The sequence below is a fragment of the Streptomyces sp. NPDC005706 genome (assembly GCF_040631045.1).
In the GTDB taxonomy this organism is placed as follows: Bacteria; Actinomycetota; Actinomycetes; order Streptomycetales; family Streptomycetaceae; genus Streptomyces.
Genome location: NZ_JBEXYS010000017.1, coordinates 58,727 through 77,942, shown reverse-complemented (window position 1 = coordinate 77,942; position 19,216 = coordinate 58,727). Strand labels below are relative to the sequence as shown.

Below are 19,216 nucleotides of genomic sequence, written 5' to 3'. Positions count from 1 at the left end.
AACGGGCGCTGACCGGGCCCCCGGTCACCGGCTCGGGGGCGGACCGCTGCGGGCCCGGCTCACGGATCGAGCCGGGACCGCAGCCACTCCTCGACCTCGCCCACGTGCGCGGCCGCCGCCGCGCGGGCGGCCTCCGGGTCGCGGGCGGCGAGAGCGCGGTGGATGGCCGCGTGTTCGCGGCGGGTGCGGGCGATGGCGCCCTCTTCCTGGTAGCCGCGCCGGGCGCGGGCCCGGAAGGTGCGGGAGGACAGGCCCTCCAGGATGGCGGCCATCGTCCCGTTGCCCGCCGCCGCGATCTCGCGGTGGAAGGCCAGGTCGTGGGCGAGCATCACATACGGCGCTGCCGGGTCGCCCGCGCGGCCGTGGGCCCCGAGACGCGCCTCGCCCTCGACGCCAACCAGCGCTGGGACGTGGACGAGGCGATCCGCTGGACCGGCGCGCTCGGCGAGTTCACCCCCTACTGGATCGAGGAACCCACCAGCCCCGACGACATCCTCGGGCACGCCGCCGTCCGCCGCGCGGTGGCGCCGGTCAAGGTCGCCACCGGCGAACACGCCCACAACCGCGTGATGTTCAAGCAGCTGCTCCAGGCCGGCGCCGTCGACATCGTGCAGATCGACGCGGCCCGCGTCGGCGGGGTCAACGAGAACCTCGCCGTCCTGCTGCTCGCCGCGAAGTTCGGCGTGCCGGTCTGCCCGCACGCCGGCGGGGTCGGCCTGTGCGAACTCGTCCAGCGCCTGTCGATGTTCGACTACCTGGCGGTGTCCGGCACCACCGAGGACCGGGTCATCGAGTATGTCGACCACCTCCACGAGCACTTCCTCACCCCCGTGGAGATCCGGGACGGCCACTACACGGCCCCCACCGCGCCCGGCTTCTGCGCGGCCATGCGCCCGGAGTCCATCGCGCGGTACACCTACCCCGGCGGCACCTTCTGGTCCGCCGGCCCCGGCACCCGGGAGGGACGGGCGGCATGAACGACTTCGGGGCTGAGGGCCCTGGTGACCGGCGGCGCCTCCGGGATCGGCCGGGCCACCGCGGGCCTGCTCGCCGAACGTGGCGCCCGGGTCGCCGTCCTGGACCTCGACCCGTCCCCGGTACCGGCACCGCTGCTCGCGCTGACCGCCGACGTCACCGACGACGCCTCGGTCCGCGCGGCCGTCGCCCGGGCCGTGGAACTCCTCGGCAGGCTCGACGTCCTCGTCAACAACGCCGGCATCGGCGCCCAGGGGACCGTCGAGGACAACGGCGACGAGGAGTGGCGGCATGTCTTCGACGTCAACGTCCTCGGCATGGTCCGCACCGCCCGCGCCGCCCTGCCGCACCTGCGCCGCTCCGCGCACGCGGCGATCGTCAACACCTGTTCCGTCGCCGCCACCGCGGGCCTTCCCCAGCGCGCCCTGTACAGCGCCACCAAGGGCGCGGTGCACTCCCTGACCCTCGCGATGGCCGCCGACCACGTCCGCGAGGGCATCCGCGTCAACTTCGTCAACCCCGGTACGGCCGACACCCCGTGGATCGGCCGGCTGCTGGACGCGGCCCCCGACCCCGCCGCCGAGCGCGCCGCCCTGGAGGCACGCCAGCCCACCGGCCGCCTCGTCTCCGCCGCCGAAGTCGCGGGCGCCATCGCCTACTTGGCGAGCCCGATGTCCGGCGCCACCACCGGCACCGCGCTCGCCGTCGACGGCGGCATGCAGGGCCTCAGGCCGCGCCCGGCGGCCGGCCGGTGACCCCCCTGGGCCGCAGCGGCGTCGAGGTCACCCCACTCGGCTTCGGCGCCGCTGCCCTCGGCAACCTCTACGCCCCGGTCGACGACGAGCAGGCCCACGCCGCCGTCGAAGCCGCCGACGAACTGGCCCGGCTGCGCGCGCTGCCCGGCGGCCGCCACCTGAAGGGCATCCGCCACCAGGTGCAGGCCGAACCGGACCCGCGCCGGCTGCTGCGCGCCGACGTGCGGCGCGGCCTCGCCGCCGTCGCCGCCGCGGGCCTGGTGTACGACCTCGTGGTCCTGCCGCCTGCGCAGAGGCGGCGGCGCGCCTGCCCGGGCTCACCTTCGTGCTGGACCACCTGGGCAAGCCCCCCATCGCCGCCGGGGAGCGTGAACCATGGGAGACGTCCCTGCGCGCCTTCGCCGCGCCGCCCAACACCGTCGCCAAACTCTCCGGCCTGGTCACCGAGGCCCACCCGGCCTCCTGGACGCCCGACGACCTGCGCCCGTACACCGACGCCGCCCTGGACGCCTTCGGGCCCGAACGGCTGATGTTCGGCTCCGACTGGCCGGTCTGCGCCCTCGCGGCCGGCTACGCCCGGGTGTGCTGGACGGCACGGGAACTGACCCGGGACCTCGCCCCCGCGGAGCGCGCGGCCCTGTTCGAGGGCACCGCCCGCCGCGTCTACGGCCTCTGAGCCACTCCCGCGAGCCGCGTCGGCGGCAGGTACTCACGTACGAACGTCCGCTCCCAGCACGCCCCGGTCGCCCGCAGTTCCCGCCAGGTGGTGTAGCGGTAGCGGAAGAGGCGGGCCCGGACGAACCGGGGCGGGGTGTCCCGGGGGAAGGGGGAGCGGCGCAGCAGCCGCAGGGTGTCACGGTCGTTCTCCAGCAGCCGCTCCACCAGCCGGCCGAACCAGTCGCCGGCGTAGCCCGGGGACAGCGCGGCGAACCACATCAGCCAGTCCAGGCGCAGATGGTAGGGCGCGAAGAGGCGCGGCCAGTGCCGCGGGTCGCCGGGCTTGCCCCTGAACTCGTACTCCAGCCACCGCGAGTCCTCCCTCGGCGCGTCGTCCAGCGTGCCCTCGATCACCACCTCGTACCGGACCCGGCTGACGCTGCCGAACGCGCCGTAGGTGTTCACCAGGTGCAGCGGGTCGAAGGACCGGTTCATGACCTGGCGCCGGGAGACCATGTTCATCACCGGGTGGTAGCTGAGGAACAGCAGCAGCGCGGCGACGGCCAGCACGACGATGTCGTACCAGAGCGGGGCCGGGGGCACGGACGGCGCCGTCACCGGCAGCCGCAGCGCGGACAGCGCCAGCACGATGGTGATCCAGTTCAGCCAGGAGAAGTTCCCGGACAGCACCAGCCACAGCTGGGTGACGATCATCAGCGCGGCGGCGGCCGAGGCGACCGGCTGGGGGGTGAAGAGCAGGAAGGGCACCGCCAGCTGGGTGAGGTGGTTGGCGGCCACCTCCACCCGGTGCAGCGGCTTCGGCAGATGGTGGAAGAACCAGCTCAGCGGGCCCGGCATCGGCTGGGTCTCGTGGTGGTAGTCCAGACAGGTCAGCTTGCGCCAGCAGGCGTCGCCCCTGAGTTTGATCAGCCCGGCCCCGAATTCGACCCGGAACAGGATCCAGCGCAGCAGGAACAGCACGACCACGGGTGGCGCGATCTCGTCGTTGCCGAGGAAGGCCGCGAGGAAACCGGTCTCCAGCAGCAGCGACTCCCAGCCGAAGGAGTACCAGGTCTGCCCCACGTTGACGACCGACAGGTACAGCGCCCACGGCACCAGCCACAGCAGGATGCCGCCCCACAGCGGCAGAGCCGAGTCCACCCCGGCGAGCAGGGCCGCCGACACCGCGCAACCCGCCCAGGCGACGGCCGCGAAGAAGCGGTCCGAGTAGTGCAGCTGGAACAGGCTGGGCGCCCGCCGGAACGGCACCCGCTCGGTGAAGCGGGGGACCGGCAGCATGCCGCGCTCGCCCAGCAGGGCCCGGAACTGCAGGGCCGCCACCAGGAACGCGACGAGGTACACACCGGCCAGGGCCCGCTGGAGGACCAGCCTGCTCAGCCAGTAGTCGGGTGCCGTGAACCAGTCCACAACTGCGCTCCTGCCAGGGTCGTGGCCACCGCGACGAGGGTGCCCAGTGGCACGGGAAGGGCCCGTCACACCGTGTACCGCACGCCTCCGCCTGCGTAACGCGGGCGGGTGAGGCGGGGGCGGATTACCACTCGAAGAATCGGGCGAATGCTGGCAAGGTGGGCGCATGGCTGATCGGGGAGCGAGCGCCCTGTCTCTCCCGGAGGACTGGCCCGCCCACCCGGACCCGATCCTGGCGCTCAACAACATGGGCAGCTTCGACTGGGACCTGGACACCGGTCTGTTCAGCATGGACGCCCAGGCGCACGAGATCTTCGACCTGCGCCCCGACGAATACGACGGCCGACCCGAAACCCTCTCCGTGCGGGTGCCTCCCGCCGAGGCGCACCGCCTGGACGCGCTGGTGTCCCTGGCCATCAAGGACGGCAGCGAGAACTACGGCGCGTACTTCCGCCTCCGCCGCCGTGACGGCAGCCTGCGGTGGACGCACACCCAGGGCTACATACGGCGGGACGAGACCGGCCGTCCGCGCCGGATCATCGGGATCGTCCGGGACGCCACCGAGGAGCTCAGCGAGAGCGCGGGCCGCCAGGACGCCGCCGCCCTGGACGCCGCGCGGCGCGAGCAGACCAACGTCGTCCAGATCGCCACCGCAGCCCTCGCCCACGCCCGCACCGTGCGGGACGTCATCGACGTCGTCACCGACACCCACGGACTGACCCTGCTCGGCTCCAGGAGCCTGGTCCTCGGGCTGGTAGAGGCGGGCCGCATCCGGCTGGTCGCCGAGGGCCCCGCGGGCAGCTTCGTACCCGGCACCCGGGTCACCCGCACGGACGAGCAGTACCCGATGAGCGAGGCGGTGCGGACCCTCAGCCCGTGCTTCATCGAGTCACCGGAGGAGTTCGCCGAGCGATTCCCGCTGCTCTGGCCGCACATCACCGACCTGCGGATCACCTCCGCCGCCTATCTGCCGCTGATCGCCCAGGCCCGCCCGATCGGCGCGATGGGCCTGCTCTACGACGACCGGCGCGGGTTCTCCCCGGAGGAGCGCAACGTACTCGTCGCCCTCGGCAGCAGCATCGCCCAGAGCCTGCAGCGGGCCATGCTCTACGAGCAGGAGAAGGACCTCGCCCAGGGCCTGCAGCAGGCCATGCTGCCCCGCACCATCCCCAGTGTGCGCGGCGCCGACGTCGCCGTCCGCTACCGCGCCGCCGCCGTCGGCGGCACCCTCGGCCGGGACATCGGCGGCGACTGGTACGACCTGATCCCGCTGCCCGGCGGAAGGGTCGGCGCGGTCATCGGCGACGTCCAGGGCCACGACACCCACGCGGCCGCCGTGATGGGTCAGCTCAGGATCGTGCTGCGCGCCTACGCCGCCGAGGGCCACACCCCGGCCACCGTCATGGCCCGCGCCTCCGTCTTCCTGCGCGAACTCGACACCGACCGCTTCGCCACCTGCCTGTACGCCGAGGCCGACCTGTCCACCGGAGTCGTCCAGGTGGTCCGCGCCGGGCACATCGACCCGCTGGTCCGGTACGCCGACGGCACCTGCCGCCGCGTCCCGGTCGAGGGCGGTCTGCCGCTCGGGCTGTCCGCCGAGTTCGGCCGGCTGGAGTACCCCGTATCCACCCTCGAACTCGATCCCGGCGACACGCTCCTGCTGTGCACCGACGGGCTCGTCGAACAGCCCGGCACCGATCTCGACGACGGCGTGCGCACCCTGACGGACCTCATCGCCGGGGGCCCCGAGGACGTGCGCGCGCTGGCCAACCGGCTGATAGCGGCGGCCGAGGAACGAGGCGGCGACGACGACGTGGCCCTTCTCCTGCTGCGCCGCCGGGCCCTGGAGGCCCCAAGGGCCGGGGGCCGCTTCCAGCAGCACGTGGCGCCCGGAGACCCGGAGGCGCTCACCCAGGCCCGGCACCTGATCCGCGCCGCCGTCCGCGGCTGGGGCGCACGGGACCGCGCCGACGAGATCGAACTGGTCGCCGACGAACTGATCACCAACGCGCTGATGCACACCGAGGGCGCCGCGATCGTCACCCTGCGGGTCCTGGAGGGCAGCGACCGGCGGCTGCGGGTCGAGGTCGAGGACTCCTCCAGCGCCCTGCCGCGCCGCCGGGACGCGGGCGAGAACGGGGTCTCCGGCCGAGGGCTGCTCCTCGTCGACCGGCTCGCAGACGTGTGGGGCGTGGAGGCGCGCGGCGGCGGCAAGGCCGTGTGGAGCGAGTTCCAGGTGCCGAAGCGGCCGGCCGCGTGACCGGCGAGGCGTTGTCGGTGCCGGATGGCACTCTGGAACCATGCCGGAACTGCCCGAGGTAGAAGCGCTGAAGGACTTCCTCACCGAGCACCTGGTCGGCCGACGGGTGGTGCGGGTGCTGCCGGTCGCCATCAGCGTCCTGAAGACGTACGACCCGCCGGTCACCGCGATCGAGAACAGCGAGTTCACCGCCGTGCGGCGGCACGGAAAGTTCCTCGACCTGGCGACGGGCGACGGGCTGCACCTGGTCACCCACCTGGCCCGCGCGGGCTGGCTGCAGTGGCGGGACCGGCTGCCCGACGGCCCGCCACGGCCGGGCAAGGGCCCGCTCGCGCTGCGCGTCGCACTGGAGACGGGGGAGGGCTTCGACCTCACCGAGGCCGGCACCCAGAAGCGCCTCGCGGTGTACGTGGTCCACGATCCGCGGGAGGTCCCGGGCGTCGCCCGGCTCGGCCCCGATCCGCTCGCCGCGGACTTCGACGCGGACCGCCTCACCGCCCTGCTGAAGGACGAGAGACGGCAGCTCAAGGGCGCGCTGCGGGACCAGTCCCTGATCGCGGGCGTCGGCAACGCCTACAGCGACGAGATCCTGCACGCCGCGAAGATGTCCCCGTTCAAGCTCGCCGCGTCCCTGACCCCGGAGGAGACCGGGCGGCTCCACGAGGCCCTGCGCGGCACCCTCACCGAGGCGGTCGAGAGATCGCGCGGCCTTGCCGCCGGGCGGCTGAAGGCGGAGAAGAAGAGCGGTCTGCGGGTCCACGGCCGCACCGGTGAGCCCTGTCCGGTCTGCGGCGACACCATTCGAGAGGTCTCCTTCAGCGACTCCTCGCTCCAGTACTGCCCGACCTGCCAGACGGGCGGCAAGCCGCTGGCCGACCGCAGACTCTCCCGGCTGCTGAAATGAGGCGGCCCGCTCACCGAGGGGGGACGCCCGACCGTCGCCGGCCGGGGCACTAGCGGGGTGTGAGTGACACCAGCGGCTGCCCGTCCGTGGTGCGCACGTCGTAGCGGGCGATCTGGTCCGGGTGCATCGAGGAGCCGGCCATGGTCGTGGTCGTCCCGCGGTCGTGGGCGCCCACCGTCCAGCCGGAGACCGTCTGCTCCGAGCCGTCCCGGCCGACGACCACGAGCCGGCAGGAGTGCGGCCCCGAGCCGTCCTTCACGTCCAGCCGCATCCGGCTGCCCAGGTCCCCGTCCTCCGTGGTCACCTGCGCCCACACCCCGGTGCCCGGATCGGTCGCCGCGGTCACCCGGGCGGCCGGGTCCCCGTGCGCGGAGTGCAGCACGAATCCCGGTCCGGCCACCGCCAGCACCACCGAGGCCGCCAGGCCGTACAGGAAGTGGCGGCGCCGGGCGCGGTGCCGGAGCGCCAGTTCACCGAGGAGCCGGTCCAGCAGCCGGGGACCGGGCTGGGCCATGGGGTGCACGAAGCGCGGCGTGGCCCGGCGGTACAGCATCAACTGCCGTGCGGCGGGACCGAATTCGGTCACCTGTGCCGCGCACCGGGGGCACTCCATGAGGTGGTCCTCGAAGCGGAAGGCCTCCGCCTCGTCCAGCACGCCGAGCGAGTAAGCGCCGACGTCGCGATGCCTTTCCAGGGACCTCATGCCGAATCCTCGTGCCGATGGGTGCGGGTGGGGTTACTCCGTGCTCCCATCCGTACGCACCCGACAACCGAATCACTCAAGGCGCACACCGAATCGTGACCAAGAGATTCGGAGCGGACCGCCCCGCGGATTGGTGGGATTTCCAGAAAACCTCAGGAACTCGCCATCGAGGAGGTCGGGGCGGTGCCGGGGCCTCAGAACAGGTGGATGGCGAGGTGGCCGAGGGGCAGTCCGAGCCGCCAGGCAGGGGTCCACACCTTGGGTCCGTCGTCCTCGCCGGACACCGAGCCGCCGCCCGGCACCGCGTCCAGGTCGGGCGCGAGCAGTTCGGTCTCCTCCAGCCAGCGCCAGGCGTCGGCGGCCAGCGCCAGATCGGGTGAGGGTGCGGCGACCGCGGACTCCTCGGCGGCCAGCTCCGCCATCCGCAGGCCCACCCACTCCTGCCACGGCTGGTCGTACGCCGTCAGCGACAGCCAGTTCTCCAACTGCGAGATCACCCGGATGCCGGAGAGCTCGCCGTCGGTGTCGGAGAGGAAGACGGTCAGTGCCAGGGCGTCTCGTCCGGCCCGGAACTCGAAGGACGTCGGCGGCATCAGATCGCCGGTGCGCAGCAGCTCGTCGGCGATGTACTCGGCGTACAACCAGGCCATCGGGATGGCCAGTTCACCACCATCGCCGACGCTGCCGTCGGTGCTCTCGTGACCTCTGTGCGGCATCCCTTCCTGCCTTCCTCCGGTGCGTGCGCTCGCCCGAACCTCCGGGCCCGGCCACGAGCCCGGCCCCCGTCCGGAAACACGGATGAGGACAGCTGATGGCCCGAACGGGGTTCTCAGCAAGGCGCTTTACCGAGGTTTGACCCGGCGGCCGGTTTCACCGCAGGTCGGCCGCATAACCCGGAAGGACCCCGCGCAGGGCGCGCAGCGCGTAGTATGCGCGGGACTTCACGGTACCGGGTGGGACGCCGAGGGTCCGCGCGGCCTCCGCCACACTGGCCCCGCGGAAATACACGAGTACCAGTACGTCACGGTGGGCCGGCGTGAGTGTCTTCACAGCCTCCCGGACGTCCAGCGCCGCGGCGGCCAGCTCGGCGTGGTCGGCGGTCACCCGCGCGTTCTCCGGCACCTCGTCGCCGACCTCCGGCGGCCGCGCCTGGCGGGCCCGCCGCGCGTCGATCGCCAGCCTGCGGGCGACGGTCAGCAGCCAGGGCCGTACCGAGTCGAACCCGGCCGCGTGCAGGGCCTCCGGATGCTGCCAGGCGCGCACCAGCGTCTCCTGCACGAGGTCCTCGGCGCGCTGCCGGTCTCCGTCGCTCAGCCTGAGCAGCAGCGCGAAGAGAGGGCCGCCGTGCTCGCGCTGGAGTGCGGCGAGCTCGTGCTCGGCGGTCGTCGTCCCGGGGGGAAGTGAGGTTCCGGCCGTCATGGCCGTATGGCAGCGCAGGGCGCCGCCGGGGGACAGGGGGCGCGCGCCGCTCTGCGACGGACGGTCCGATCGCGTCGGTGAGCGGTCGCGCGAGCGGTGCGCGCACCGGCGCGGGTGGCATCGGATGGGCTAATTCCGGTGCTCCGTTTGTTTGCGCCGGGAGCCGGATTCATACCCATATGCCGTCAAAGCTTTGCCGGTGGACGAGACGTCCGCAGTGACGACGATGCTGGGGTGAACCGATGATCGCACGCAGGCATCAGGTGGCGCTGGCGCTGACCGCCCTGCTCGCCGCCGGGGCCGCCTGCCTGAACCAGGAACGGCAGGAGCCCGTCGCGGCGGGCCGCCCGGCACCGCCGGCCGCCCGCGCCGTCACGCTCGTCGCCTCCGGTGACGTGCTCGCGGACCGTTCGGTCGCCGAACGGGCGGGCTACGACGCCGGCGGCCACGGCCACGACTACCGCCCGATGCTCGCCGGCGTGGAACCCCTCGTGCACGGGGCCGATCTGGCGCTGTGCCACCTGGGGTCCGTCACCGGCGACGGCACCGCGGACGCCGGCGCCGCGTCCCCGCCGCAGCTCGCCGCCGGCCTCGCCGCGACCGGCTACGACGGCTGCGCCACCGCCTCCGAGCGCGCCCTCGACGACGGCGCCCCCGGTGTCCAGCGCACCCTGGACGCCCTGGACCGGGCCGGCCTGCGGCACACCGGGACCGCCCGCACCGAGGCCGAGTCCCGCTCGGTCACCCTGTACCGGGCGGGATTCGCCAGGATCGCGCACCTGTCGTACACCTACGGCACCGACGGCCGGCCGTTGCCGTCCGGGCAGCCCTGGGCCGTCAACCCGCTCGACGGCGACCGGATCGTCTCCGACGCCCGCGCCGCCCGGCTGGCGGGCGCCGATCTGGTCGTCGTCTCCGTGCACTGGGGCACCCAGTGGCAGGACGCCCCCGACCGGACCCAGCTCGGCCTGGCGAAGGCACTGACGGCCTCGACGACCAACGGCCGCCCGGACATCGACCTGCTCCTCGGCACCCACGCCCACGTCCCGCAGCCCTACCAGAAGGTCAACGGCACCTGGGTCGTCTACGGCCTCGGCGACCAGATCGCCGGCGAGATGTTCAACGACAGAGGCGTGCGGGACTCGCGTGGCAACGAGTCCACCACCGCCCGTTTCACCTTCGCCCCGCCCGCCGCGCCCGGCGAACGCTGGCGGGTCACCAAGGCCGAGTTCGTCCCGCAGATGTACGACGTCGACGCCGGGCGGGTGCTGGACCTCAACCGGGCCATCGCCGGCGGCGCCGAGCTGGAAGGGGTGCGGGACCGCGTCCGGGACGTGGTCCTCAGCCGCGGAGCCGCCGGGGACGGGCTGGTCATGGCGGACTGATCAGTCGGCCGGCCGGCGCTCGGCCAGCACCGAGCGCCGGTAGGAGTAGCCGAAGTAGATCACGCAGCCGATCAGGAACCACACCGCGAACCGCACCCAGGTCTGCCACTGCAGGAACGTGATCAGCCAGATGGAGAAGAGGACTCCGAGCGCCGGCAGGAACGGCATCCACGGCGTGCGGAAGCCGCGCGGCAGGTCCGGCCGCCGGTAGCGCAGCACGATCACCGCCGTGCACACCACCACGAACGCCAGCAGGATGCCGATGTTGGTCAGCTCGGCCGCCTCACCGATCGGGACGAACCCGGCGATGAGCGCGGACGCCACTCCGACGATCCAGGTCACCCGGGTCGGCACGTGCCGGGTCGGGTGTGTCTTGGCGAACCACCGGGGCAGCAGCCCGTCCCGGGACATCGAGAACCACACGCGGGTCACGCCCAGCATGAACGTGAACATTACGGTGAGGATGCCGATGATCGCGCCCACCGCGATCACGTCGGCCAGCCCGCTCAGCCCGACCGACTTGAACGCCGTGGAGAAGCCGCTCTCCGGGTCGATGTCCTTGTAGTTCTGCATGCCGGTCAGCACCAGGCAGGCCGCGACGTACAGCACCATCGAGATCGCCAGCGAGTAGAGGATCGCCTTCGGCATGTGCCGCTGGGCGTCCTTGGACTCCTCGGCGGCGGTCGACATGGCGTCGTAGCCGAACACCGCGAAGAACACGGTCGCCGCGCCGGTGAAGGCCCCGCTGATGCCGAACGGGAAGAACGGGTGGTAGTTCGCCGTGGTGATGTGGAACACGCCCACCCCGATCACCAGCAGCACCACCAGCACCTTCAACGCCACCACGAACGTCTCGAACCGGGCGGCGCTGCGGATGCCCAGGGTCAGCAGCCACGCGATCAGCAGGCACAGCACGGCCGCGAACAGGTCCACCCGGTGCCCGCCCCCCGTCCCCGGCGCGCCCAGCATCCAGGCGGGCAGGTCGGCGCCCATCTCCTCGACCAGGAAGCTGAAGTAGCCGGAGATGCCGATGGCGACCACCGCCACGATGGCCGTGTACTCCAGCAGCAGGTCCCAGCCGATGAACCAGCCCGCGAACTCGCCGAGCACCGCGTACCCGTAGGTGTACGCCGAACCCGCCTTCGGGATCATCCCCGCGAACTCGGCGTACGACAGGGCGGCGCAGGCGCTCGCGACACCGGCGATGAGGAACGACAGCAGGACCGCGGGCCCGGCCGTCTCGTTGGCCACCGTTCCGGCCAGCGTGAAGATGCCTGCGCCGATGATGCCGCCCACCCCGATGGCGGTGAGCTGCCACAGGCCGAGCGACCGCTCGAGCCCGCCGCCCTCGCCGACCTCGGTCTCCTCGATGTGCTCGATGGGTTTGCGGCGGAGAATTCCTTCACCCATTCGGAGCTTGGCCATACGTTCCACCTCTTCGCCGACGGCAAACGGCTGACGGCGGATCATGATGGCTCAGTGGCGCCCCTTACGGAAGACGCCACGCACGGCCGCCCGGCCCCGGTCCGGGGCCGGGTTTTTGATCCGGGGGGCCTCCGTTCGCTTTGATGGCGGGAATCAACGGGAGGTTTCCGCATGGGGCGGCGGTTCGGGTGGCTGTGGGCCGCGTACGCGGTGAGTGCGCTGGGCACCTATCTGGCCTTCGACGCGTTCTCGGTGATCGCGGTCCTCGCGCTGCACGCGGGGCCCGCCGAGGTGGCGCTGCTCGCCGCGACCGGGCCGGCCGTGGGAGCGGTGGCAGCGGTGCCACTCGGACCGTGGGTCGATCTCCGGCTCAAGCGGCCGGTGATGATCGCGATGGACCTGATCAGGTTCGCCGCGCTGCTCACCATCCCCGCCGCCTACGCGCTCGGCGGCCTCGGGCTCGGCCAGATGCTGCTCGTGTCCGTCGTCGTGGCGGCCGCCGACATCACCTTCAACGCGGCCTCCGGCGCCTTCCTGAAGGCGCTCCTCCCGGCCGACCGGCTGCTCGGCGCGAACGCCCGCTTCGAGTCCGCCAACTGGACCGCGCTCGTCCTCGGGCCACCCCTCGGGGGCGCCGCGATCGGCCTGTTCGGCCCGGTCACCACGGTCGTGGCGAACGCGGTCAGCTTCCTGCTGTCGGCGCTCGGCATCCGGGCCGTCGGCGCCGGCGAGCCCCGCCCCGAGCGCGGGAAGGGGGAACGCCTGCGGGCGGGCGACCTGCTCGACGGCTGGCGGCACATCCTGTCCAACCCGGAGCTGCGGCCGCTGTTCTTCAACAACCTCGCGGCCAACGCCCTGATCATGGTCGCCGCACCGCCGCTGGCCGTCCTCATGCTGGGCCCGCTCGGCTTCTCCCCCTGGCAGTACGGCCTCGCCTTCGCCGTGCCCTGCCTGGGCGGTCTCCTCGGCTCCCGGCTGGCCCGGCCGCTGGTCACCCGGTACGGGCAGTGGCGGGTCCTGCGCGGCGCGACCGTCCTGCGCGCCGTCTGGCCGCTGGGCCTGGCGTTCGTCGGGCCCGGGCTGCCCGGACTGCTGCTGGTGATGGCCCTCGAACTCGGTGTGATCACCTGCTCGAGCGTCTACAGCCCCGTGTACGCGACCCGGCGCCTGGAGTGCACCCCGAACGACCGGGTCGCCCGTACCCTCTCCGCCTGGTCGATCACCGGCAAGGCCACCACGGCCGCCCTGACCGCCCTCTGGGGCCTGCTGGCGACGTTCACCGGCCCCCGCGCGGCCATCGCCCTGGCGGGCGCGCTGCTCCTCGCGACCCCGCTGCTGCTGAGGCAGCCGGCTACGGAACGACCGTCACCGGCCAGCGTCCCGCCTTCACCAGCCGCACCGCCACCGAGCCGATGATGCGGTGGCCGGCCTGCTCCGAGGCCCCCACCACCACCGCGTCGGCCTTGAGTTCGTCGGCGGCCTTCACCAGGCCGTTGTAGGGGTCGCCGCGGAAGGTGTGGAACTCCCACCGGATGTCGAATATCCCCCGGACCCGTTCGGCCGCCTCCCGGATGTAGGTGACCAGGTCCTCGGCGATCTCGTCGGTCGTCTCCGCCACCGGCGCCCCGAGCGCGGCCCCGGCCGCGAGCACCGGCTGCACGTACACGACGGCCAGCAGCGCGTGCTGCCGGCGGGCCAGACCGCCCGCGTACGCGGCGGCGCGCAGCGAGGAGTCGGAGCCGTCCACCCCGACCACGATGACCTTCGGTCCGTCGGTACCCCGCTCGAACTGGTGCGCGTGCTGTTCGTGCTGTTCCGTCACGGCCCGAGGCTATCGGAAGCACCCCCTCCGGCCGAAGCACGGGTTCACGGGGCCGGTTGGCGCCACCCGCGCCACCCGCGAGTGTCCCGCGGCCCGCGGTTCGCGCCGCCGTGCGGGCGACGGGCCGCGCGCCCGAGCGGTCGGCGCCCGGCGCCCGCCCCGAGCGCTCGGCGCCCGCACGGTGCCCGGCCCGAGCATCCGGCGGTTCGTGCCCCCGGGCCGCCCGACCGGCGGCCGGGTCAGTGCGGTCCCTCGGCCTGCTGCTCCCACGCCGGCCGGCGCCACGGCCCGGCGGGTCGCCGTGTCTCGTGTGCCCCTGGGGGGCAGCGCGGGTCAGCAAGCGCCGCGGCCCGCCCCTGGGCCCCCGAGCGGCCGCTGGTTCACACGGCCGTGCGGCCGACGATTCACGCCACCGGGCACCACCGGGCCACGCCGCGGCCCCCGCGCCGCCGCCCCGCACGGCAACCGGCCACGCGGCCGTGCGGCGCCGTTCGCTCGACGGGCGGCCCGACCGGGGTCTTCCTACAGTCGGAACCATGACTGCCACCGCCGGGCCGGCCGCACGGAGGGCTGCCGGGGGGCCGGGTCACCCGCCCGCCGGCGGGCACCTCGGACGGGTGCCCGAGGCCTTCGCGGCCTTCTTCGCCGCGCTCGGCCTGCTGTGCGCCCTGCTCGCGTTCGTCGCCCCGCTGCGCCGCGTCCTGCGCCCGGTCGTCCGGGCCCTCGACCTGCTCCTGGTCCCGATCAGCGCCAACCTCGCCTACGCCGTCTTCCTGTTCCTGCTGGCCGGCGCCACCGCCGCCCGCAAGAAGGTCGCCTGGTGGCTGGTCGTCGTCTATCTGGGGCTGCTGGTCCTCAGCGACGCCCTCGGTCTGGCCCTCGGCCTGTACGGTCAGTCGCTGCCGTCGCTGGTGCTGTGCGCCCTGCTGCTGCTCGTGCTGGTGGCGGCCCGGGGGGAGTTCTGCGCCGCCTCCCGGCGCGGAGCCGTGTGGCGGGCCCTGGGCGTACTGCTCGGCGGCCTCGCGGTGGCGATCCTGCTCGGCTGGGGCCTGGTCTCGCTGTTCCCCGGCACCCTGCCGCAGGACCAGCACCTCGCCTGGGCGGCGGACCGGGTATGCGGCGGCCTGGTCTCCAACAGCGCGTACGACGGCCGCCCGCCGCGCCGGGTCACCTTCGTGCTCGGTCTGCTCGGCGCCCTCGCTCTGCTGAACGCGGCGGCCACGCTGTTCCGTTCGCAGCGCCTGGAGGCGGCCCTGCACGGCGACGAGGAGGACCGTGTCCGGGCGCTGCTGAGGGCCTACGGAGACCGGGACTCGCTCGGCTACTTCGCCACCCGCCGAGACAAGGCCGTCGTCTTCTCCACCAGCGGCAAGGCCGCCGTCACCTACCGCGTCGAGGTGGGCGTGTGCCTCGCCAGCGGCGACCCGGTCGGCGACCCCGAGGCCTGGCCGCACGCCATCGCCGCCTGGCTGGACGTGGCTCGCCGGCACGCCTGGGCGCCCGCCGTGATGGGTGCCTCCGAGGACGGCGCCCGCGCCTACGCACGCGCGGGGCTCGGCGCCCTCCAGCTCGGCGACGAGGCGATCCTGCACGTACCCGGATTCGATCTGGACGGCCGGGACATGCGCGTCATCCGGCAGGCCGTGCACCGCGTCCGCCGCACCGGCGCCACCTGCCGGGTCCGCCGCCACGCCCAGCTCACCGACCGGGAGACGGAGGAGATCGTCGCGAAGGCCGACGCCTGGCGGGACACCGAGACCGAGCGCGGCTTCTCCATGGCCCTGGACCGGCTCGGCGACGCCGCCGACGGCGACTGCCTGCTGGTGGAGGCCCTCGGCGACGACGGCCGGCTCCTCGCGCTGCTCTCCTTCGTGCCCTGGGGCCGCGACGGCGTCTCCCTGGACCTGATGCGCCGTGACCGCGCCGCGCCCAACGGCGTGATGGAGTTCATGGTCACCGAACTCTGCGCGGCCGCCCCCAAACTGGGAGTGCACCGGGTCTCCCTCAACTTCGCCGTCTTCCGCTCCGTCTTCGAGGAAGGCGCCCGCATCGGCGCCGGACCGGTCCTGCGGCTCTGGCGCCGGCTCCTGCTGTTCTTCTCCCGGTGGTGGCAACTGGAGGCCCTGTACCGCTCCAACGCCAAGTACCACCCGCAGTGGTATCCGCGCTTCATCTGCTACGGCGACGCCGCCTCCCTCGCCCGCATCGGCCTCGCCTCCGGCATCGCCGAAGGATTCGTCTCGGTACCTTCCTTGCGCAAACTCCGCCGAAAGGGGCACCCGAAGACCTGGCGGCGGCCCGCCACCACCGAGGGGCCGCCGTCCTCGACGGCGCTCGGCCTCGACGGAGGGGACGAGGCCGGAGCCGCCGCTCCGGACGCGGGCCTGCCCGACCAGGTCCGCGTCCGGCACCACACCCTCGACCGGCTGCGCGCCACCGGCACCGACCCGTACCCGGTCGGCACGCCCCGGCCCACGCACGCCCTCGCCGACGTCCCGCAGGGGCAGGAGGTCACGGTCGCCGGCCGCGTCATGCTGGTCCGCGACTTCGGCGGCATCGTCTTCGCGGTACTGCGCGACTGGTCCGGGGACCACCAACTCGCCCTCACCCGCGACCGCTGCGGGCCCGCCCTCGGCCGCTTCCGGGCCGACACCGACATCGGCGACCACATCACCGCCACCGGGCGCGCGGGACGCAGCGACAAGGGCGAGCCCACCGTCTTCGTACGTGCCTGGCAGCTCACCGGGAAGTGCCTGCACCCGCTGCCCGACAAGCGCCACGGCCTCACCGACCCCGAGGCCAGGGTCCGCCGCCGGCACCTCGACCTGCTCACGAGCCCCGATGCCCGCCGCGTGGTCCGCGCCCGCTCCGCGGCCGTACAGGCGCTGCGCCAGGGCCTGCTGGACCGCGGCTACCTCGAGGTCGAGACGCCGATGCTCCAGCGGATCCACGGCGGCGCCAACGCCCGCCCCTTCACCACCCACATCAACGCCTACGACCTCGACCTGTACCTGCGCATCGCGCCCGAGCTGTACCTGAAGCGGCTGTGCGTGGGCGGCCTCGAGAAGGTGTTCGAACTGGGCCGCACCTTCCGCAACGAGGGCGTCTCCTACAAGCACAACCCCGAGTTCACGATGCTGGAGGCCTACCAGGCGCACGCCGACTACGACGTGATGCTCGACCTGACCCGGGAACTCATCCAGGGCGCCGCGACCGCCGCCTTCGGCGCCCCGGTCGCGCACAAGGGCGGGCGCGCGTACGACATCTCCGGGGACTGGCCGGTCAGGACGGTGTACGGCGCGCTCTCCGAGACCCTGGACGAGGAGATCGGCCCCGGCACCGAACTCCTGCGGCTGCACCGGCTCTGCGACCGCGCCGGCGTGCCGTACACCGCCGACGACGGGCCGGGCGACGTCGTCCTGGAGATGTACGAGCGGCTCATCGAGGAACGCACCCTGCTGCCCACGTTCTACAAGGACTTCCCGACCGAGGTCTCCCCGCTCACCCGGCAGCACCGCACCGACCCCCGGCTCGCCGAACGCTGGGACCTGGTCGCCTTCGGCACCGAACTGGGCACCGCCTACTCCGAGCTGACCGACCCCGTCGAACAGCGCCGCCGGCTCACCGCCCAGTCCCTGCTGGCCGCCGGGGGAGACCCCGAGGCGATGGAACTCGACGAGGACTTCCTGGACGCCCTCGAGTACGCGATGCCGCCCACCGGAGGCCTCGGCATCGGCGTCGACCGGCTCGTCATGTTCCTCACCGGCCTCACGATCCGCGAGACCCTGCCCTTCCCGCTGGTGCGCCACGGCCGGCGGCCCTCCTGAAGATCGTTCCCGGGGCGCCGGGCGTTGCGCCGTACGGGTGTATTACCGCCGCCGCAGCGGTGTCGTTGTGGTGCGGCGGCGGGGTGCCGGGCGACTGATGAGTCATGCAGAAGGATCAGTTGTTCACACGGCGCCGCATGCTGCTCGCCGGGACCGCCGCGCTGGGCGCCGCGGGCACCGCGGGAATCGTCCTGGCCGGCGGCGGGGAGCCGGCCCGCACCGCCGCACCGGTCGCCGGTCCGCAGGCCCGCCAGCAGCTCAAGTCCTCGGCCTTCCGGCTCCAGCCGCTCACCGGATACGGCCCGCCGCGCGCGGCGCCCCGCAAGCCCAAGGTCCGGCACGAGCCCATCCTGCGCATCTCCGGACGCGGCCGGCAGATGATGCTCACGTTCGACGACGGCCCCAACCCGGCCTACACCCCGCACATCCTGGACACCCTCGCCAAGTACGACGTACGGGCGATGTTCTTCGTCTGCGGGGAGTGCGTCGTGGACAACCGCGAACTGCTGGCCAGGATGGCCGACGAGGGGCACGTCGTCGGCAACCACACCTGGACGCACCCCCTGCTGACCAGTCTCAACCGCAAGGAGATCCGCTCCGAGATGGAGCGGACCAGCGACGTCATCGAGGACAGCTACGGCGAGCGCCCCCAGTGGTTCCGCGCGCCCTACGGCGCCTGGAACCGCGCCGCCTTCCAGATCGGTTCCGACCTGGGCATGGAGCCGATGGCCTGGACGGTCGACACGACCGACTGGGAGACACCCGGCACCGGCACCATCATCGAGCGGGTGGAGGACGGCGCCGCCCCCGGCGTCGTGGTGCTCTCCCACGACGCCGGGGGCGACCGTTCGCAGAGCGTCAAGGCGATCCGGGAGTACCTGCCCCATCTGCTCGACTCCGGTTACCACCTCACCGTGCCGCCCCGACGCCTCACCTGAGGGCGCGTCCGCCCGCCCGGCGGCGGCTCACTCGACCGCGACCAGGCGGGCGAAGACGACGACGTTGCCGTCGTAGCCGTGCTGCTTGGTGAAACCGCCGCCGCAGGTGATCACCCGCAGCTCCGGGGCGCCCTTCGAGCCGTACACCCGGTTGCCGGGGAAGCTGCTCTTCGCGAAGACCTCCACGCCGTAGATCTCGAACACGGGGGTCTTCCCGTCCTGACGCCGGACCTCGATCCGGTTGCCCTTCTTCAGGGCCCCGAGCCCGTAGAACACGGCGGGGCCCTGCTGGTTGTCGACGTGCCCGACGATCACCGCGGTGCCCTTCTCCCCGGGGGACACGGCGCCGGTGAACCAGCCCGCCAGGTTGGGGTTCTCCGGCGGCGGGGCGCCGACCCAGCCCTGGGTGTCCAGGCCCACGGGCTGGACGGGCGCGTCGACGCGGATCGCCGGGATCCGGACCTGGTCGGCCGGTGAGAACGCCAGCGGGGTCACGGCGGCCGCCGCCGCGGCCGGGTCCTGCTCCGGCGTGGCACGGCTGTCCGCGGCCGCCGCCGACGCGGGCTGCGGCGGTCCGACGTCGAACTCACCCGAGCCATTGCGGATGAGCGCCAGACCGGTCAGCAGAACAAGCGCTATCACGCCCCACGGGGCGCGCTTGCGCCGCCGCTCCTCCTCTTCGGCCAGCTCGGCCAGCTCGGACGCAGACATTCGCCAT

General features: G+C 73.3%; 14 protein-coding genes and 3 pseudogenes. 9 read left to right on the top strand and 8 right to left on the bottom strand.

Annotated features, from left to right (window positions below):
• Positions 1-59: 59 nt before the first annotated feature.
• Positions 60-329 (bottom strand): annotated as a pseudogene (locus ABZ478_RS25260) (FCD domain-containing protein); the annotation flags it as partial.
• Positions 330-332: 3 nt separating this feature from the next.
• On the opposite strand from ABZ478_RS25260, the pseudogene ABZ478_RS25255 reads away from it, so the two are divergent.
• The 3 genes and pseudogenes from ABZ478_RS25255 to ABZ478_RS25245 all read left to right on the top strand — a co-directional run.
• Positions 333-977: pseudogene (locus ABZ478_RS25255) on the top strand (enolase C-terminal domain-like protein); the annotation flags it as partial.
• A 24-nt stretch (positions 978-1,001) separates the two neighbouring features.
• Entirely contained in the window at positions 1,002-1,730 is a 729-nt protein-coding gene (locus ABZ478_RS25250) for an SDR family oxidoreductase (protein WP_359552925.1), read from the top strand.
• A 113-nt stretch (positions 1,731-1,843) separates the two neighbouring features.
• Positions 1,844-2,406: pseudogene (locus ABZ478_RS25245) on the top strand (amidohydrolase family protein); the annotation flags it as partial.
• Here ABZ478_RS25245 and ABZ478_RS25240 read toward each other — a convergent pair.
• Complete coding sequence (locus ABZ478_RS25240) at positions 2,394-3,815, bottom strand: lipase maturation factor family protein (RefSeq protein WP_359552924.1); 1,422 nt, start codon at positions 3,813-3,815, stop codon at positions 2,394-2,396. The pseudogene ABZ478_RS25245 and the gene ABZ478_RS25240 overlap by 13 nt on opposite strands.
• Positions 3,816-3,981: 166 nt before the next feature.
• On the opposite strand from ABZ478_RS25240, the gene ABZ478_RS25235 reads away from it, so the two are divergent.
• The gene (locus ABZ478_RS25235; RefSeq protein ID WP_359552923.1) at positions 3,982-6,075 is read left to right on the top strand and encodes a SpoIIE family protein phosphatase; all 2,094 of its coding nucleotides are present in this window, start codon (positions 3,982-3,984) and stop codon (positions 6,073-6,075) included.
• Positions 6,076-6,115: 40 nt separating this feature from the next.
• A complete protein-coding gene (locus ABZ478_RS25230; protein WP_359552922.1) occupies positions 6,116-6,979 on the top strand; it encodes a DNA-formamidopyrimidine glycosylase family protein in 864 nt (287 codons plus the stop codon).
• A 49-nt stretch (positions 6,980-7,028) separates the two neighbouring features.
• On the opposite strand, the gene ABZ478_RS25225 is transcribed toward ABZ478_RS25230, so the two are convergent.
• The 3 genes from ABZ478_RS25225 to ABZ478_RS25215 all read right to left on the bottom strand — a co-directional run bounded on the left by ABZ478_RS25225 (position 7,029) and on the right by ABZ478_RS25215 (position 9,101).
• Positions 7,029-7,682: a zf-HC2 domain-containing protein gene (locus tag ABZ478_RS25225; protein ID WP_359552921.1), complete on the bottom strand. Its 654-nt coding sequence runs from the start codon at positions 7,680-7,682 to the stop codon at positions 7,029-7,031.
• Between the two features lie 194 nt (positions 7,683-7,876).
• The gene (locus ABZ478_RS25220; protein ID WP_359552920.1) at positions 7,877-8,398 is read right to left on the bottom strand and encodes a hypothetical protein; all 522 of its coding nucleotides are present in this window, start codon (positions 8,396-8,398) and stop codon (positions 7,877-7,879) included.
• Between the two features lie 154 nt (positions 8,399-8,552).
• Positions 8,553-9,101, bottom strand: coding sequence for a sigma-70 family RNA polymerase sigma factor (locus ABZ478_RS25215; RefSeq protein WP_359552919.1), 549 nt, complete (start codon positions 9,099-9,101; stop codon positions 8,553-8,555).
• Between the two features lie 242 nt (positions 9,102-9,343).
• Between ABZ478_RS25215 and ABZ478_RS25210 the strand changes: the two genes are divergently transcribed.
• Positions 9,344-10,486, top strand: coding sequence for a CapA family protein (locus tag ABZ478_RS25210; RefSeq protein ID WP_359552918.1), 1,143 nt, complete (start codon positions 9,344-9,346; stop codon positions 10,484-10,486).
• Here the strand turns inward: ABZ478_RS25210 and ABZ478_RS25205 are convergent, their stop codons facing one another.
• The gene (locus ABZ478_RS25205) at positions 10,487-11,911 is read right to left on the bottom strand and encodes an amino acid permease (RefSeq protein ID WP_359552917.1); all 1,425 of its coding nucleotides are present in this window, start codon (positions 11,909-11,911) and stop codon (positions 10,487-10,489) included. It abuts the gene before it with no gap.
• 171 nt (positions 11,912-12,082) lie between these two features.
• Between ABZ478_RS25205 and ABZ478_RS25200 the strand changes: the two genes are divergently transcribed.
• Positions 12,083-13,327, top strand: coding sequence for an MFS transporter (locus ABZ478_RS25200; protein WP_359552916.1), 1,245 nt, complete (start codon positions 12,083-12,085; stop codon positions 13,325-13,327).
• On the opposite strand, the gene ABZ478_RS25195 is transcribed toward ABZ478_RS25200, so the two are convergent.
• Positions 13,263-13,733: a universal stress protein gene (locus ABZ478_RS25195; RefSeq protein WP_359552915.1), complete on the bottom strand. Its 471-nt coding sequence runs from the start codon at positions 13,731-13,733 to the stop codon at positions 13,263-13,265. The genes ABZ478_RS25200 and ABZ478_RS25195 overlap by 65 nt on opposite strands.
• Positions 13,734-14,269: 536 nt before the next feature.
• Between ABZ478_RS25195 and lysX the strand changes: the two genes are divergently transcribed.
• Positions 14,270-17,560, top strand: coding sequence for a bifunctional lysylphosphatidylglycerol synthetase/lysine--tRNA ligase LysX (gene lysX, locus ABZ478_RS25190; protein ID WP_359552914.1), 3,291 nt, complete (start codon positions 14,270-14,272; stop codon positions 17,558-17,560).
• A 104-nt stretch (positions 17,561-17,664) separates the two neighbouring features.
• The gene (locus tag ABZ478_RS25185) at positions 17,665-18,498 is read left to right on the top strand and encodes a polysaccharide deacetylase family protein (protein ID WP_359552913.1); all 834 of its coding nucleotides are present in this window, start codon (positions 17,665-17,667) and stop codon (positions 18,496-18,498) included.
• A gap of 27 nt (positions 18,499-18,525) precedes the next feature.
• Here ABZ478_RS25185 and ABZ478_RS25180 read toward each other — a convergent pair whose 3' ends face one another.
• Positions 18,526-19,209, bottom strand: a complete 684-nt coding sequence (locus tag ABZ478_RS25180) for a class F sortase (RefSeq protein WP_359552912.1) — start codon at positions 19,207-19,209, stop codon at positions 18,526-18,528.
• Positions 19,210-19,216 lie beyond the last annotated feature (7 nt).

Bases quoted from the DNA above. Each gene is read 5' to 3' on its own strand.
- ABZ478_RS25210 (WP_359552918.1), top strand. From the start codon at position 9,344: ATGATCGCACGCAGGCATCAGGTGGCGCTGGCGCTGACCGCCCTGCTC.
- ABZ478_RS25230 (WP_359552922.1), top strand. From the start codon at position 6,116: ATGCCGGAACTGCCCGAGGTAGAAGCGCTGAAGGACTTCCTCACCGAG.
- ABZ478_RS25215 (WP_359552919.1), bottom strand. From the start codon at position 9,101: ATGACGGCCGGAACCTCACTTCCCCCCGGGACGACGACCGCCGAGCAC.
- ABZ478_RS25180 (WP_359552912.1), bottom strand. From the start codon at position 19,209: ATGTCTGCGTCCGAGCTGGCCGAGCTGGCCGAAGAGGAGGAGCGGCGG.
- ABZ478_RS25225 (WP_359552921.1), bottom strand. From the start codon at position 7,682: ATGAGGTCCCTGGAAAGGCATCGCGACGTCGGCGCTTACTCGCTCGGC.
- ABZ478_RS25200 (WP_359552916.1), top strand. From the start codon at position 12,083: ATGGGGCGGCGGTTCGGGTGGCTGTGGGCCGCGTACGCGGTGAGTGCG.
- lysX (WP_359552914.1), top strand. From the start codon at position 14,270: ATGACTGCCACCGCCGGGCCGGCCGCACGGAGGGCTGCCGGGGGGCCG.
- ABZ478_RS25220 (WP_359552920.1), bottom strand. From the start codon at position 8,398: ATGCCGCACAGAGGTCACGAGAGCACCGACGGCAGCGTCGGCGATGGT.
- ABZ478_RS25235 (WP_359552923.1), top strand. From the start codon at position 3,982: ATGGCTGATCGGGGAGCGAGCGCCCTGTCTCTCCCGGAGGACTGGCCC.
- ABZ478_RS25205 (WP_359552917.1), bottom strand. From the start codon at position 11,911: ATGGCCAAGCTCCGAATGGGTGAAGGAATTCTCCGCCGCAAACCCATC.
- ABZ478_RS25185 (WP_359552913.1), top strand. From the start codon at position 17,665: ATGCAGAAGGATCAGTTGTTCACACGGCGCCGCATGCTGCTCGCCGGG.